Here is a 15,131-nt window from a genome sequence, read left to right as displayed (position 1 = left end):
GCCAGCTTCACGGACAATGGTGTCACTTATGACATCTCGAAGGCCGGTACCTACGGCACGCTCTATGTCGAGAGCGCGACCGGCAAATACGCATATGTGCCAAACAGTAGTGCGATCAACGCACGCAGCAGTGACGCTTCGGAGAGCTTCACCGTCACGGTCTCGGACGGAACTGGCGAATCCGACAGCAAGACGCTCGACATCTCCATCTCCGCCGCCAATGATGCACCGGTACTGAGCGACACCCTGGTGACGCTGGGCAGCATCGACCACAACGCCGGAATGCCCAGCGGCGCGGTCGGCACGCTGGTGTCGTCGCTGGTGGCTATTGGCACCAACGTCTCCGATGCCGACAGCGGCGCTGTAACCGGAGTGGCGATCACTGCGCTCGACACGTCCGAGGGCGGCATCTGGTACAAGGGCATCAACAACGGCTCGAACACCTTCCTTTGGGACAGCGTTGGACCGGTCAGCTTGATCTCCGCATTGCTGCTGCGCCCGACAGACCGGCTGTACTACAAGCCAAGTGGCGGCAGCGCGATGACGCTGACCAACGCGATCACCTTCAAGGCATGGGACCAGACCGGCGGTAGCGCCGGCAATATGACGGACAGCACCTCTGGCACTGCCTTTTCCGCGAGCAGTGACACCGCCGGGTTAACAATCATCCTGGCCCCTTCCTCCAATGATGGCGGAGGAGCGGGCAGTAGCGGGGGACGCACGGAGACGATGGATGGCGTGACGGTCACCACCGGCACGACCAACAATGGCGACGGCACCAGCTCGACCACCGTCAGCATCCCGGTGGTCACCAATACGCGCGCCGAGCAGGTCGGCAACAACACGGTGGCCGACATTCCGCTGGTGAGCAGCGGCGGCACCAGCCTGCTGAGCGCCCAGCTGCCGACCGGCTATGGTCTGCAGGCCTCCGGCACCGCCACACCCAAGGCGGCCGGCAGCTCGCTGACCGACCTGATCCGCGAGATCAAGGCCCACACCACCGCCGGCTCGGGCGACCAGAACCAGCTCACCGGCGGCGGCTCCGGCTTCCTCGGCGGGCTGTCGGCCAGCACACCGTTGCTGGTGCAGACCCTCGTGCCAAGCGTCGCCCCCGGCAGCACCAGTGCCCCCACCTCACCGCTGGTCATCACCGGCACCCCGGCTGCCGCCGGCGGGCCGCAGACCGCCCTGGTGATCGACACCCGCGGCCTGCCCACGGGCAGTGCCATCCAGCTGCAGAACGTCAATTTCGCCGCGGTGATCGGTGCGGTCACCGTCACCGGCGGTGACGGCTCGCAGATGGTGTGGGGCGATAGCGCCAACCAGACCATCATTCTCGGTGCCGATGACGACACCTTGCATGGCGGCAGCGGCGATGATTTTGTCGGTTCCAAGACCGGCAACGACGTGCTCTATGGCGACGACGGCAACGACACGGTCAAGGGCGGCGAAGACAACGACATGCTGTACGGCGGCGGGGACAACGATCTTGTCGTCGGCAACACAGGCCAGGATGTCCTGTTCGGCAACACCGGCGCCGACACGCTGTTCGGCGGCCAGGGAGAGGACCTGCTCCATGGCGGACGCGACGACGACCGGCTGTCGGGCGATCTGGGCTCCGACACGCTGAACGGCGACCAGGGCAACGATGTGCTCACCGGTGGGCTGTCCGACGGCAGCATGGCCGACGCCAGCGGCGACCAGCTGTTCGGCAACGCCGGGGCGGACGTGCTGTTCGGCAATGCCGGGGCCGACACGCTGCATGGCGGCCAGGAGGCCGACACGCTCTATGGCGGGCGGGACGACGACCTGCTGTTCGGCGATCTCGGTGACGATGTGCTGATCGGTGATTTGGGCAACGACACGCTGAGCGGCGGGGCCGGGGCTGACCTGTTCCGCTTCTCCGCCGGCAGCGGCCGGGACGAGATCGCCGACTTTGCCGCCGGCGAGGGTGACCGCATCCAGCTCGCGGCCGGCCAGGCCTACAACCTGCGCAGTGATGGAGCCGGCAATGCGGTGATCGTCTTTTCCAGCGACGATGAGGTGGTCTTGCGCGGCATTCGCCGCGAGGACGTTCAGACTGGATGGTTCGTCACCGGCTGAGCCCCGTCAACTCCAGGGCAACCTCCACCAAGCTGCCCTGGAGCCATGCCGCGCCATGCCGTTTCGGTCCGCTCGGGCTTCATCCAGGCTCTGCACCCCTTCATCACGGTGCAACAGCTGGTCTGCACTCCTGCACTGGAGGCAGCGTCGCCCTCCAGGCCGAACCATCGGGCTGGGCTGGGTGAGAAGCACCGGGATATCCCAGCCAAACACCCGTTTGGTCTGGTTCCCACCTGCCCGTCTGGTCATATGGGCAGGTGGGAGGCTATGGGTGTCTGCCACTGAACGCAGCTCCAGGCCGGCACTGGAATCTCCGTCGAGCATAGGCGTTCTGCGCCCTCTTCACGACTGAGTTGTTGCCGTTCGGGTCAGTGGCCACCATGCGCGGCAATACCAACGCCTCAACTCGCAACAAGGACCAAAACAACTGGAAGGTCGATTGATGCGCTAAGCCACTTGAAGTGCGTGCCTGCGGCAACCAACCGCGTTCCAGTTAAGCTAACAGCCATTATGCTGAGCAACGCTTGATGGGCCAGCCGTCACTACACGCTTAATTAGGATGCTTTTGATGATTTTCGACTCAAAAGTCTTTGCTCTCACCGTTATGACCCTGCTGCTCGCCGCCTGCCAAACCCAACGCAATCCAGATGGATCCTACCGCGCCACCAGCCCGACCATTGGCCAAATACTCGGCCAAGGCAGCGTCTCGAACACACCGATGGCTTCGCAAACCGGCGGCCTAAAGCCTGGTGAACAACTGCTCACACAAACCGCCGAGGGCTGGAAAGTCATCTACGCCGATCTGCGCAAACCTGGCCAGAAACCCTTTCGCTACTGCGCCATGGATTGGACTCCAGGTGGAGTTCCAGGCACCCCCAATGGCGTGACCCTCCAGATCAGTGAAGACAAGGGCCTACGTCTGATCTTGGACACCACGGCTCGTCACTTCAACGCCAGTGCTCCGATTTTCAAGGGTATCGTCAGGTTTAACAACGGTGTGAAATTGCATCAGAGATTCCAGGCCGTTGATGAGCATGTCGCCTGGATGCCACCCGGCAGCTTCGATGCACCGGCACTGATGCGTAACCTAGCCAACTCAACCAGTATGTCGCTCCACGATAGCCGCGGTGTGATGGTCGAAGTGCCAACCCGCACAGCTGGTGAAGCAATCAAGGTCTTCAATCACTGCACACTCAACCGTCTTTGAGCGCAAATGTCCTTTGTGCAGCAAGCGAGTATGGATTGATCGCCTAACTGGCGAACAAAAAGAACACCTGCTTCTTTCCAAAAGAGTTTTTCTGTTTGTAAGGATCGCAAATGAAAAATCTTGTTCTTGCTCTCACTGTCGTTACAACCCTCAGCGGTGCTGCCTTTGCCGAGACAGTCACCGGAGTGAAGGGCAAATTGGCCCATTTGGCTCTGTACATTGGCAGCGGTGAATATGAGGCTGTGCTGGCCGATCCAATGGTCAAACAGAACCTCCTTCAAGTCGTTGGTAAGGCCAACATGCCGCAGATTGAGAGAGATCTTGATGTCCGCGGCGAGATTGAGTACCGCGAAGGCTGTCTGGTGCTGGAAGGCAACGCACCTCATCAAGGAGGTGAAGAGGGCGTCTCGATCTGGATAAAAGTTTACGACGGCAGCGTCCGCGTCGGCCAAATCCACAAGCGCAAGAGCATCATTTACGCCAAAGATAGCCAATACAATTATATTCCGAGCGGTTTGCGTGACTATGTTAAAAATCCAACTTTTAACATGGAAAGCAAGCCGCCAAGCGGTGTCACCTGGATGCGTTGAGTGCAGCGCTCTGGTCTTGGGAGTGTTGGTGCGAAGGTAGGCTTCCTGTTCTTTGAAATTGTGGAGCCAGGGCTCTGACACTTCGAAGTGTCAATGCAATTGGACTTTCCCTGCGGGTGCAAGGGGAGGCGTGCCCGGTCAAGACCGAGGTCGTCAGTGTTGGGTTCATTCCTGCGCCTGCAGGGGCAGCGACGGTCGCATTCTTCACTTTTCCCACCATCCCTACGCCTACAAGGGCAAGGCGGCAAGCGGTTCATCGGGCGTGCAGCCATGGCGAGGCTCCCTGCCAGGGATCCCAGGCTGTCGGCACCACGTCCGCGACATGGAGCGGTAAGCGTGATCCAGAGCCCATGTGCACCTTCTCGTCACGCTGCCGCCGACCACCGCTTTGTCTGAGTTTGTGAACGCGCTGAAGACTGGGACAAGCCGCGCTTGCGGACGGAGTTCCCGGACGAGGTGAAGCACTGGGACAGCAAGCCCGCGCTCTGGTCGCGCTCGTCCTGCATGATGTCCGTTGGCGGTGCGCCGCTTGAGGGGCTGACGCGCTCCATCGAGGGCCAGGCCGGCGCCGATGAGGGAGCGGACCGGGCAGCGCGGCGCATGTCCCCTCCAGCCAATCCAGAGGAGTGAGCCGAGCCCTCATGCGCCAAATGGCGGGACTCTTTGTTGAGGAGGGATCCGGATCAACTCATATTTGTTTTGAACCGCTTGCCCTTATTTCCAATGTCTACCTCCGTTGCTTTTGATGGAAGAGAAAGGAGGTGGAGACTTGGATCGGAAAGTTTTTTCAATGGAGGTAGGGGCATATCATCCGGTTCTTGAAGAAGTTCTCTCAGGATAAATGGGGGTGTTCCATGCTTTTCCATGAAATATTGGTGATGACTTAAGAGGCAATACTTCGTTACTATTTTAAATGTAACGATATCAAGCCATGTGCGGTTCTGGGAACACCTCAGTGAGGGAGTGCCGCCATGGAGGCAGATGCCATCCTTTACCCAGAGCGTTGGCGCTGGAACAAACCGCAACCCAGCTACGCCATCGATCCAGCTCTGGCGGCATGGCGTCCACTGGTTGCCCAAGCACTGACGCGGTGGGCGGAGACCTGTGGCCTGGAATTCGTCGAGGTCGCGGACCTTGCTGCGGCCGACATTCAGATCAAGCCGCTGACGACGATGGCTGCTCCAGCCACAGCACTCGCTTGGTCGGAACTTTGGACCGATGATACCACCCTCACCATCACCCGTGGCTTTGTTGGGGTGCCGGACGTCCCTCCGGGGGATGGCGCCTGGATGGTGCTGCACGAGCTTGGCCATGTGCTCGGGCTGTCGCACCCCCATCAAGAGCAGCTGGGATTGAGTGGAGACCAGACACTCACCGTCATGAGCTATGTCCGCCCCGCCGGCATGGCCGCCCCCGACCAGCCGGCGGCGCTCGATGTTGCGGCGTTGCAAAGCTTGTATGGCCCTGACCGCCGGATCACCGCGCAAGGGTTGGCCGTGGGCGGGAGCGGCTGTGATCACATGCTCGGCAGCTCGGGTGCCGACACGCTGTTCGGCAATGCCGGCGCCGATACGTTGTCGGGCGGCGAGGCAGAGGATCGTCTGTATGGCGGTGCCGACAACGACCATCTGTTCGGCAATGCCGGCGCCGATCTGCTGTTTGGCAACCGCGGCAATGACGTGCTGCTTGGGGGCGTCGGGGCAGACACGCTCTATGGCGGCCAAGGCGATGATCGGCTGGAGGGCGGCGCTGGTGCCGACTGGCTGTTCGGCGATGCCGGGCTCGACAGCTTGATTGGGGGCGCCGGTGCCGACCTGTTCGTCCTGACCCCTGGCACGCTGTGCGACCATGTGCTGGATTTCAATCCGGCTGAGGGCGATCGCATCGCGTTGCCGCTGGGGACACCAGTCAGCCTGATGCGAACGGTGAGCGGCGATGCGGTGATCGTCGCCAACGGCGACATGCTGGTCCTCGATGGCGTGGCCGCTGATGGGCTGGCACAGCGGGGGCTGAATTGGGTGACCTCCGCTTTGCCCTGACCCGGAGTTCACCGCCGCAAGCTCCGGGGTTCAGGCCGGAGATAGGCGCAGATGCGCGTCCGCGCCGACATCAGGTTCAGCCGGGGGTGCGCTGTTGCTCGATGTAGTGGCGGATGATGCTGATCGGGGCCCCGCCGCAAGACGAAGCGAAGTCGCTGGGCGACCACAGGACGCCCTTCCAGTAGCGGTGAACCAAGGCCGGATGGTTCTGGCGCAGGCGGCGGCTGGACACGCCTTTGAGGCTGTTCACCAGCGTCGAGACCGCCATTTTTGGCGGGTGGTTCACGAGGAGGTGCACATGATCGTCCGCGCCGTCCCTCTCGATGAGGTCGGCGCCGAACTCGGCATGGCGGTGTTCGCCGCGCTCAGCGACGGCACCGGCATCGCCCCGGCCAACCACGGCCAAAAGGCGCTGCGGGCGCTCCGCAAGGCTCAGCGGGCCTTGGCGCGGAAGACGCGCGGATCGACCAACCGCCGCAAGGCGGTGCGCCGGATCGCGCGCATTCAGATGCGGGTGGCCGACGCCCGCAAGGACTTTCTCCACAAGCACAGCACGATCATCGCCAAGACTCACGGTGTGGTCGGTGTGGAGGCGTTGCCGGTGCGGAGCCTGTCTGCGTCGGCGACGGGCACGGCCGCGGAGCCGGGCCGCCGGGTCCGGCAGAAGGCGGGACTGAACCGGGCCATTCTCGATCAGGGATGGGGCTTGTTCCGCACCATGCTGGCCGACAAGGTGGCGGATCGCGGCGGCAGGCTGGTGGAGGTGCCCGCCGCCTACACCAGCCAGACCTGCGCCTGTTGCGACCATGTCGAGGCCGCCAACCGGCCGAGCCAAGCCGTCTTCGTGTGCGGGCGTTGTGGCCGCAGGGCCAACGCCGATACCAACGCGGCGACCAATATTCTCCGGCGCGCGGACAGCGCGTTGAAGCCTGTCGAGAGGCACCGCGCCCAAGCGGCCCAATGACGCGGGAACCAGCCGGAGGGCCGCAGGATGCGGCTCACCGGCCCCCCCCGCCCGTCAAGGCGGAGAGGATGTCAGCAGAGCGCCACCGGTCCAGGCCCCTTGGGCGTCGGCGCGCCAGCGTCCTGCTCCTGTGTTGCCGTCCCTGTTCATTGCCAGCGGCAACGCCGCACTTGTCGAGGGCAGGGACGGTCAGACTCCGACCGCGAAAGGCCACCAGACGTTGCGCTGGCGGTGTGTGGCAAAATACCGCACAAATCGTCACAATGGGTGGCCGGGTGGCGCGTGTCTTAAAGAATTTGAAGGACCCATTTGTCACATTTTGCGAAATAAAGCGGGTCCGGTCTTCTCCTTCTTCATAGGAAGAGGACACAAATGAATTCACTGGAAATAATTTTAAGATTTTACTGAGGCAGCGGTGCTTCGCGCATATCATAGTATGCAATGCCATCCTGTTCTCTTAGAGAGATATTTGGGGACCATCAAAAATTTTTGATTTCAATATTGAAACATAAAATTTTAAGTGACTTTCTGTAGCATTCTTTTGTTGCGCAAGTGCGGTAACCTGTACTACCTAATCCAAAAGGCGAGGGACGGAGCGATCCACCCAACCATCTTGCGGAGCGGCGGGGCTGAGGCGGCGCTGGAAGTGAGCTTGAGGATGATGGCGAATGAACCAGCTGGCAGTAACTCTGTGCATTGGTGTGACAGGCCTGTCGAAGACACAAGCAAATGCACAGACCTGCTTGATCGCTATCTCCAGATGAGCGCTATTGCGGCTCGCGTGTTTACACGCTTGAGCTTGGACGATGCTGTCTTTCTCTGCAAAGTCCATCAGGCATGGCATGACGGCCACCCGTTTGGCTACAAATTCATTCGTGCCAACCAGAGAATTTCCTATCGAGCCCTCAAGGCGCGGGTGCAAAGGCTGGCCAGCGAGGGATGGATCACGCTGCAGGCCGGACTGGACAAGCGAACCACACATTTCCAGCCGTCTGCCCAGCTGGAACAGGCGGTCAAAAACTTCGTGGCAGACGTGGAGACGATGGAGCGGCAAGTAACGGGAGCTCCGTCGATGATCGCTTTTGCCAACAACCGGTGAACTCGTTTCACCAAGCACTTGTTTGGGGGAAGAAAAGTAATGGCAACCATTCCTGGTGGATTATTCGACACGACCACCAACATAGGGGTTTCCACCCGTCAGGCGGACATCGTCTCGGCGATCCTGGATCGGTTGAATCTGAGCGAAAACAACGTCTCGGTTGTGAGCGGGTCCAGCTACACGGCTGCGTCGACCGATCATGTGCTCAAGGCCAGTGCCGACAACGCCACCATCGACCTGTCCAACACCAACAACAGCCTGTTGGTGGTCACCGGCACCAACAGCAACATCACCGGCGGTGCCGGTGCCGACACGGTGCTGGGGGGCACCGGCTCGGACCATGTCCTGGGTGGGGCTGGCTCCGATATGCTCGACGGTGGTGCCGGCTCTGACGTGCTCACCGGCGGTGAGGGCAACGATCTGGTCGATGGCGGGACCGGCGACGATGTGGTCGGCGGTGGCCTCGGCGACGACACCATCATCGGTGGCGAGGGCAATGACTCCATCTGGTCGACCGAGGGCGACGACGTCTTCTTCGGCAACCAAGGCGCTGACACCATCACCGGCGGTGAGGGCAATGACATCGCCTATGGCGGCCGCGACAACGACCACCTGTTCGGTGAGACCGGCAATGACACGCTGAACGGCGATCTCGGCGACGATGCCCTGTACGGCAACGCCGGCAATGACGTGCTGTTCGGCAACACCGGGTCTGACACGCTGCATGGCGGCCAGAACGACGATCTGCTTTTTGGTGGGCAGGGCGACGACCGGCTGTCCGGCGATCTCGGCAACGACACGCTGTCGGGTGATCGCGGCAACGACGTCCTCACCGGCGGCTCGGGCAACGACGTCTTCGTCATCAAAAGCGAAGGCGGTGCTGACGTCATCACCGACTTCCAGTCGGGCGATGTGCTGCAGATTGCGCCCAACATCAACAATCTGACCATCACCCACCCGACCGACCTGTTGCCGCTGATCTCGCATGATGCATCGGGCAGCGCGGTGATCGCGCTTGGCCAGGGCGCCTCGGTCACGCTGCAAGGCGTGTCGGAGGATGCGCTGCGCGCCAACATCGACACCTTCATCCGCATCGTCTGACAGAATCCGGCACCGACCACGGGCGCCACCCCGTGGCCGGTGCCGGCCTTTGTTCTTTTACGTGAAACGCTCTGCCATGTCTGATGCCGCCGTCTTGGATGCGCCTTTGCCTCTCGATCGCCAGGTGCTGACCGCTTTGGAGGCTGCGGCGCGCGGCGGTGCGGACACCCCGTGTCTCAGCCTGTTGCCCCAATTGCCCGCGGCCAACCAGACGGTGGCGGGGGGCGTTGCGCTCGGCACCGGCTTCAGCCTGTGGCATGCGCCCTGGCCGGCGAACACCGCCGCCACCATGGGCTGGCTGATCGCACCCGGGCGGGTGCGCCGGTTGACCTGGCCGCCCCGGCTGCGCCTGCTTGACGGCCAGCCGCACCTGGAGTGCCTGCTCGACAGCCCGGTTCCATCCGACCGGCTGAGCATCGCCGTCCTCACCGACCGCCACCAGGTGCGGCTGGTCCGTCTCCGCCCTCCCGCCCCCGTCTCCCGGTTGGCGGCCGTGCTGGCGCGCATCGGTCGCGGCGCGGTCGCGGCGCAGGCCGTCGGCGACTGGCTGCGCGCGCTCAAACCATTCCTCCCCGCCGCCCCGGATGCCGCACGAGCCCTGCTCGAGGCCGAACGCCTCCATCGCCGGCCGGTGCTGGCCAACGCTGACCCGCAAAAATCCTCCCCCGACCACCCCTTTGGCATCGGCGTCGATTACGCGCTGCCCTTGCCCGATGGCAGCGTCGTCGTCAAAGGCTGGCTGCGCGACCCGCTTGCCATGCTGGCCGGCCTCAGCGCCACCACCGCCTTCGGCACCAGCGTCGCGCTGTCCTGCCACAGCCATCCTGATCCGGCCCACCCAGGCCAGCGTCTGCTGTTCGCCCGCTCCCAGCCGACGCGCGACCCCGGCACCGGCACCCAGCTGACGCTCACCGCCCGCCTGTCGGGTGGCCACAGCATCGCGCTGGTTCCTGCCCAGCCGCCGCTGTCGGCCAGCGACCAGCGCGATTTGCTGCTGCGCTCGATCCCGGTGGAGGCGTTGGCCGGGCCTGGCGGGACAGCGCTGCTCGACGCCACGCTCGCTCCGGCTCTGGCGGTGTTGCAGACCATCCATCGCCAGGGGCCCCGGGTGGCGGCGATCCGCCAGATGGGCGTTCCGCCCGCAAGGCCGGCCTGGTCGGTGATCGTGCCGCTCTATCGCAACTTGACCTTCCTGCGCCATCAGATCGCCGCCTTTGCGCTCGACCCCGCCCTGGCCGCGGCTGAGATCGTCTATGTGCTCGACTCGCCCGAGCAGGCCGACCAGCTCGAGCACACGCTGCTCGGCCTCCACCGCGCCTTCGGCCTTCCCCTTCAGCTGGTCGTCCACACCCGCAATTTCGGCTTCGCCGCCGCGATCAACAGCGGGGTTGCCGCCTCCAGTGCGGCGCGGCTGCTGCTGCTCAACTCCGATGTCATCCCGCTGGTCGAGCCGACGGCCTGGCTGCCCCGGCTGCACCGCCACCTCGACCGCACCCCGGGCGGCGTGGTCGGGGCCAAGCTCCTGTTCGACGACGACTCGCTCCAGCATGCCGGGCTGCATTGGGCCCAGGATGAGCAGGGGGAATGGTACAACCGCCATTACCACAAGGGCTACCCGCGTGATTATGCGCCGGCCCGCCGCAGCCGTTCGGTCCCCGCGGTCACCGGCGCCTGTCTGGCGGTCCACCGCACCAGCTTCGAGCAGGTCGGCGGCATGTGCGAGGACTATGTCATCGGCGATTACGAGGACAGCGACTTCTGCTTGAAAATCCGCGCCGCCGGCGGTGACTGCCGCTATGCAGCCGATGTCGAGCTCTATCACATGGAACGCCAGTCGATCCGCGAGCACGCGGCCTATCACCGCACAGCCGCCTGCCATTACAACCGACGCCTGCACCATGGCCGTTGGGCCGCGGACATCGCTCGGATCGAGGCGGCCTTTGCCTCCAGGAGCCCGGCCCGATGACCCAACCCGCCAGCGCGACCGCCAGCCCCCTGGATGAGGCGCTGCGGCGCTGCCTGCCCGGCATGGGCCTGGCCGTCGCCATCAGCCTGTTCACCAGCATCGGCCTGCTGATCGTGCCGCTCTACATGATGCAGGTCTATGACCGCGTGCTGTCGAGCCACAGCCTCAGCACCCTGATGGCGCTGACCGTGATCGCGCTGGGCGGGCTGACGCTCTATGCCATTCTCGATTATTGCCGCATTCGCATCTATCAGAAGCTCGCCACCTGGCTCGGCCAGCGGCTCGGGCTGGATGCCATCGAGGCGATCATCGCGCAAACCCTGCGCGGCAAAGCCGGCACCCAGGGCCTGCGCGACATCCAGGAGCTCAAGCTGTTCATCGGCGGCAATGCGGCAACCTCGGCGTTGGAGCTGTTGTGGTCGCCGCTGTTCTTTGCCGTGCTGTTCGCCTTCCATCCCGCCTATGGCGTGGTGGCCGTCGCCAGCGCCGCCGTCCTGATCGTCCTGGCGTTGGCCACCGAATTCGCCACCCGCCGCTCGCGGCGCGACACCGAGACGGCCACCCTGGCGGCCACCGAGGCGTTGCTGGGCGCGTTGCGCCATGCCGAGGTGATCGATGCCATGGGCATGGCCCAGCCGCTGACCCGGCGCTGGCTCGCCGCCACCGAGGAGGCCAACTGCCTGTCTGACGTCAGCCTGCGCCGGGCAACCGCGCTGGGGGCGGTGTCGCGGCTGGTGCGGATGGCCATCCAGATCGGGGCGATGGCGGTGGGCGTGTCGCTGGTGGTGGACAATCTGGCCTCGCCCGGCAGCCTGTTTGCCGCCAGCATCATCGTGGCGCGCGCCCTGGCTCCCTTCGAGCACATCATCAGCGACTGGCGGCGCTGGGCCGCAGCCCTGGCCGCCCAGCGCCGGCTGCGGAGCCTGCTGGCCGACCGCGGCGCTGGCCGCTCGACCATGGAGTTGCCGCGGCCCGACGGCATCCTGGAGATCGACCGCGTCGTCTATGTGCCGCCCGGCCTCAACCGCGCGGTGCTGAAGGGCGTGTCGCTGTTCATCGCCCCCGGCGAGGCGGTCGGCATCATCGGCCCCTCGGCATCCGGAAAGTCGACGCTCGCCCGCCTGCTGGTCGGCGTCTGGCAGCCGAGCAGCGGGGCGGTGCGGCTCGACGGGCACGATGTTTCCTTGTGGAACCGCGAGAATTTCGGCGCCCATGTCGGCTATCTTCCCCAATCGGTCAGCCTGCTCGACGGCACGGTGCGTGAGAACATCGCCCGCATGAGCGAGGCCGATCCGCTGACGGTGGTGGCTGCTGCCAAGCGGGCCCACATCCACGAGATGATCGGGCGTCTGCCGCACGGTTATGACACCGACATCGGCAGCACCGGCTATGCGCTCTCAGGCGGCCAGCGCCAGCGCGTGGCGCTCGCCCGCGCCCTGTTCGGCGAGCCGAGCCTGCTGGTGCTGGATGAGCCCGACGCCAACCTCGACGCCGCCGGCGAGGACGCCCTGGTGCGCACGGTGATCGAGGCCAAGCAGCGCGGCTGCACCGTTGTGGTGATCACCCACCATCCCCGTCTGCTCACCGCCCTCGACAAGGTCGCGGTGATGCGCGACGGCATCATCGAGGGAGTTGTCAGCCCATCCCAGGCAACCGCCCTGCTCGCCAACCACGCGCCGGAGACGACCAGAGGGCCGGCCAAGGACGCGGCGGTGGTGGCTCTGCCCGCCGCTGAAACCAAAGCCGCCGGGGAGCCCAAGCTGGTGGCCCGCGCCGCCGGGAGCGCCTCATGACCCTGCCGTCACCGCCGCTGCGGGCGCACCGCTCCGCCATCCCGGCCTTGCCGCCGGCTCCCGTCCTTGGCCGCAGCCTCACCGTTGCCCTGGTCACCATCGTCGTTGGCTTTGGCGGCTTCGTCAGCTGGGCAGCCTGGGCGAAGCTCGACAGTGCCGCGGTCGCTCCCGGGGTGGTGTCGGTGGAAAGCCACCGCAAGACGGTCCAGCATCTGGAGGGCGGCATCGTCAAACGGGTGCGGGTGGCCAATGGCGACCGGGTGCGGGCCGGCGATGTGCTGATCGAGCTCGACGACACCCAGGCCCGGGCCAGCTATGACCTGACGCTGGGCCAGCAGCGCGCCGGCTTGGCCCGCCAGTCCCGGCTGCGCGCGGAAGCCGCCGACGAGGCGACACTGCGCTTCCCCGCAGCCCTGCTGGCACTCGAGCACGACCCGGAGGTGGCCCGGCTGCTCGCCACCCAGCGCTGGACCTTCAAGGCCCGCCGGGAGGCCCAGGCCAGCGCGATCGCCGTCAAGCGCCAGGCCCTGGCCGATCTGGAGGTCGACAGCGCCGCCTTGCTGGAGCAGGAGACCGCCTTGCTGCAGCAGCTCCAGAAAATCCGGGAGGAGATCGGCGACACCCGCATGCTGCTGGCCAAGGGGCTGGTGCCCAAGCCGCGCGTGCTGGCGCTCGAGCGCACCGAGGCCGAGCTCCAGGGCCGGCTGGCCGATCTGCGCGGCCGCGTCGCGCGCAACCGCGAGGCGGGCGACACCGTTGCCGCCCAGATCGCCGATCTGAACGCCGTGCGCCAGAAGGAGATCGCCCAGGAGCTGGAGGTGGTCGACAAGGAGCTGGCCGATCTGGCGCAGCGGCTGGTCGGGCTGGAGGATGTGCTGCGGCGCCTTGCCGTCACCGCACCGCAAGACGGCATCGTCGTCAATCTCCAGGTCTTCACTGTCGGTGGCGTCATCCGCGCCGGCGAGCCGCTGCTCGACATGGTGCCGGAGCAAGACCCGCTGGTGGTGGATGCCCGCGTCAACCCGCTCGACATCGACAGCGTGCACCAGGGCCTCGCCGCCCGGGTCCGCCTGGTGGCGTTCAAGCGTCGCACCACGCCGACCATCGCCGCCACCGTGATCGATGTGTCGGCCGACCGCCTGGTCGATCCGGCCGGCACCCCCTATTACGTGGCGCGGCTGCGGCTTGATCCGGCCGAGCTGAACCAGCATCCCGACATCCAGCTCACCCCCGGCATGCCGGTTGATGCGCTGATCATCCGCGGCGAGCGCAGCGCACTCGATTATCTGCTGTCGCCGATCACCGACGGCTTTGCCCACGCCATGCGGGAGAAATGACCATGCCCGACGGCACACGCCCCCCCTCGTCCTCGCAGCCGGACCCTGTGGCCACGGCCGAGGCTGTCGCCGCCCCGCTCGCGGCCGCGACCCTCGATGCCGAAGCCCTCGATGCGGCAGCCTGGCGGGCGGAAACCCTCGACGGGGTGATCGACGCGATCGAGGCCGGACGCATCTATGGCTGGGCCTGGGACCGCAGCGATCCCGACCGCCGGGTGCTGATCGACGTCTACCATGCCGGCCAGCTGGTCGAGACGGTCTGCGCCGACCGCTTCCGCGACGATCTGGTCGGGCTCAACCGTCTGGCCGGGCTCGACGGCGACGGTGACGGCCGCCATGCCTTTGCCTGGGATTTGCCGGCGGAGCTGCGCAACGCCCATCCCGCCGGCTTCCACCTGTGCTTCCATGCCACCAGCGTGGCCTTGCCGCGCTCGGCCCGGGTGGCCCAGGCCGAAGCGGTGGCCTCCGATCCCCACCAGGCGCTGACCGCCGTGGTGCTGGCGCTGGCCCAGCGCATCGCCGGGGTGGAGGCCTCCGTCACCCAGTCGGTGCAGCTGGGATTGCTGCTTCAGCAGGAGCTGCAGCAGACCCGGGCTCCCGACCCGGTGCTGCCCCATCTCGGCAAGGGCTTCCGGCTGTGGGCTGGCAAGATCACCGGCCATCTCGACAACCGGCTGACCGAGCGCACCGATGGCTTGCATGCCCGGCTGGCCGAAACGGCCGAGGCCACCGCAGGCGCCATCGCCCAGATGGAAGGCTTTTTGCTGCGCACCGATGAGGCCTTGAAGCACACGGTGCGCCGCGAGGATCTGACCGAGCTGCAAAGCCGGCTGCGCCGCGAGCTGCTGCGATTGGCCATGGTGGCGCTGGTCGCCGGCTTCCTGGGGGCAGCGGCCGGTGTGTGGCTGTTCGGCCGCCTTGTTCTGGGATGA

The 15,131-nt window shown here is 65.2% G+C and carries 13 protein-coding genes and 1 pseudogene; 13 read left to right on the top strand and 1 reads right to left on the bottom strand.

The window, feature by feature from the left end:
- Positions 1–33: 33 nt before the first annotated feature.
- The 6 genes from M5E06_RS33110 to M5E06_RS33090 all read left to right on the top strand — a co-directional run bounded on the left by M5E06_RS33110 (position 34) and on the right by M5E06_RS33090 (position 5,939).
- Complete coding sequence (locus tag M5E06_RS33110) at positions 34–2,103, top strand: calcium-binding protein (RefSeq protein WP_353654389.1); 2,070 nt, start codon at positions 34–36, stop codon at positions 2,101–2,103.
- 568 nt (positions 2,104–2,671) lie between these two features.
- The gene (locus tag M5E06_RS33105) at positions 2,672–3,310 is read left to right on the top strand and encodes a hypothetical protein (RefSeq protein WP_252141879.1); all 639 of its coding nucleotides are present in this window, start codon (positions 2,672–2,674) and stop codon (positions 3,308–3,310) included.
- Between the two features lie 110 nt (positions 3,311–3,420).
- Complete coding sequence (locus tag M5E06_RS33100; protein ID WP_252141878.1) at positions 3,421–3,900, top strand: Ivy family c-type lysozyme inhibitor; 480 nt, start codon at positions 3,421–3,423, stop codon at positions 3,898–3,900.
- Positions 3,901–4,252: 352 nt separating this feature from the next.
- Positions 4,253–4,360: a hypothetical protein gene (locus M5E06_RS35995; protein ID WP_353654387.1), complete on the top strand. Its 108-nt coding sequence runs from the start codon at positions 4,253–4,255 to the stop codon at positions 4,358–4,360.
- Positions 4,333–4,530 carry a hypothetical protein gene (locus tag M5E06_RS33095; protein ID WP_252141877.1) on the top strand — a complete coding sequence of 66 codons (198 nt, stop codon included), beginning with the start codon at positions 4,333–4,335 and terminating at the stop codon, positions 4,528–4,530. The genes M5E06_RS35995 and M5E06_RS33095 overlap by 28 nt, the downstream gene beginning before the upstream one ends.
- 341 nt (positions 4,531–4,871) lie before the next feature.
- A complete protein-coding gene (locus tag M5E06_RS33090) occupies positions 4,872–5,939 on the top strand; it encodes a hypothetical protein (RefSeq protein WP_252141876.1) in 1,068 nt (355 codons plus the stop codon).
- Between the two features lie 76 nt (positions 5,940–6,015).
- On the opposite strand, the pseudogene tnpA reads toward M5E06_RS33090, so the two are convergent.
- Positions 6,016–6,282: pseudogene (tnpA, locus tag M5E06_RS33085) on the bottom strand (IS200/IS605 family transposase); the annotation flags it as partial.
- Between tnpA and M5E06_RS33080 the strand changes: the two are divergent.
- From M5E06_RS33080 to M5E06_RS33050, 7 genes are all read left to right on the top strand, one after another.
- Complete coding sequence (locus M5E06_RS33080; RefSeq protein ID WP_353654386.1) at positions 6,238–6,903, top strand: RNA-guided endonuclease InsQ/TnpB family protein; 666 nt, start codon at positions 6,238–6,240, stop codon at positions 6,901–6,903. The pseudogene tnpA and the gene M5E06_RS33080 overlap by 45 nt on opposite strands.
- A gap of 658 nt (positions 6,904–7,561) precedes the next feature.
- On the top strand, positions 7,562–8,002 hold the full coding sequence (locus M5E06_RS33075) for a hypothetical protein (RefSeq protein ID WP_252141874.1): 441 nt from the start codon (positions 7,562–7,564) through the stop codon (positions 8,000–8,002).
- Between the two features lie 39 nt (positions 8,003–8,041).
- Positions 8,042–9,103 (top strand): calcium-binding protein, encoded by a 1,062-nt coding sequence (locus M5E06_RS33070; protein WP_252141873.1) that lies wholly within the window; start codon positions 8,042–8,044, stop codon positions 9,101–9,103.
- 106 nt (positions 9,104–9,209) lie between these two features.
- Positions 9,210–11,069, top strand: a complete 1,860-nt coding sequence (locus M5E06_RS33065; RefSeq protein ID WP_252141872.1) for a glycosyltransferase family 2 protein — start codon at positions 9,210–9,212, stop codon at positions 11,067–11,069.
- Positions 11,066–12,862, top strand: coding sequence for a type I secretion system permease/ATPase (locus M5E06_RS33060; RefSeq protein WP_252141871.1), 1,797 nt, complete (start codon positions 11,066–11,068; stop codon positions 12,860–12,862). Before M5E06_RS33065 ends, M5E06_RS33060 begins: the two co-directional genes overlap by 4 nt.
- Positions 12,859–14,199 (top strand): HlyD family type I secretion periplasmic adaptor subunit, encoded by a 1,341-nt coding sequence (locus tag M5E06_RS33055; protein WP_252141870.1) that lies wholly within the window; start codon positions 12,859–12,861, stop codon positions 14,197–14,199. The genes M5E06_RS33060 and M5E06_RS33055 overlap by 4 nt, the downstream gene beginning before the upstream one ends.
- Before the next feature lie 2 nt (positions 14,200–14,201).
- Entirely contained in the window at positions 14,202–15,131 is a 930-nt protein-coding gene (locus M5E06_RS33050) for a hypothetical protein (protein WP_252141869.1), read from the top strand.

Source organism: Azospirillum sp. A1-3, from assembly GCF_023806445.1.
Lineage (GTDB): Bacteria > Pseudomonadota > Alphaproteobacteria > Azospirillales > Azospirillaceae > Azospirillum.
Note: the sequence above shows the minus strand (reverse complement) of the source record. Positions and strands in the feature narration are given on the sequence as shown.

Coding starts and splice junctions, on each gene's coding strand:
- M5E06_RS33055 (WP_252141870.1), top strand. CDS start 12,859: ATGACCCTGCCGTCACCGCCGCTGCGGGCGCACCGCTCCGCCATCCCG.
- M5E06_RS33070 (WP_252141873.1), top strand. CDS start 8,042: ATGGCAACCATTCCTGGTGGATTATTCGACACGACCACCAACATAGGG.
- M5E06_RS33090 (WP_252141876.1), top strand. CDS start 4,872: ATGGAGGCAGATGCCATCCTTTACCCAGAGCGTTGGCGCTGGAACAAA.
- M5E06_RS33075 (WP_252141874.1), top strand. CDS start 7,562: ATGATGGCGAATGAACCAGCTGGCAGTAACTCTGTGCATTGGTGTGAC.
- M5E06_RS33060 (WP_252141871.1), top strand. CDS start 11,066: ATGACCCAACCCGCCAGCGCGACCGCCAGCCCCCTGGATGAGGCGCTG.
- M5E06_RS33050 (WP_252141869.1), top strand. CDS start 14,202: ATGCCCGACGGCACACGCCCCCCCTCGTCCTCGCAGCCGGACCCTGTG.
- M5E06_RS33100 (WP_252141878.1), top strand. CDS start 3,421: ATGAAAAATCTTGTTCTTGCTCTCACTGTCGTTACAACCCTCAGCGGT.
- M5E06_RS33080 (WP_353654386.1), top strand. CDS start 6,238: ATGATCGTCCGCGCCGTCCCTCTCGATGAGGTCGGCGCCGAACTCGGC.
- M5E06_RS33105 (WP_252141879.1), top strand. CDS start 2,672: ATGATTTTCGACTCAAAAGTCTTTGCTCTCACCGTTATGACCCTGCTG.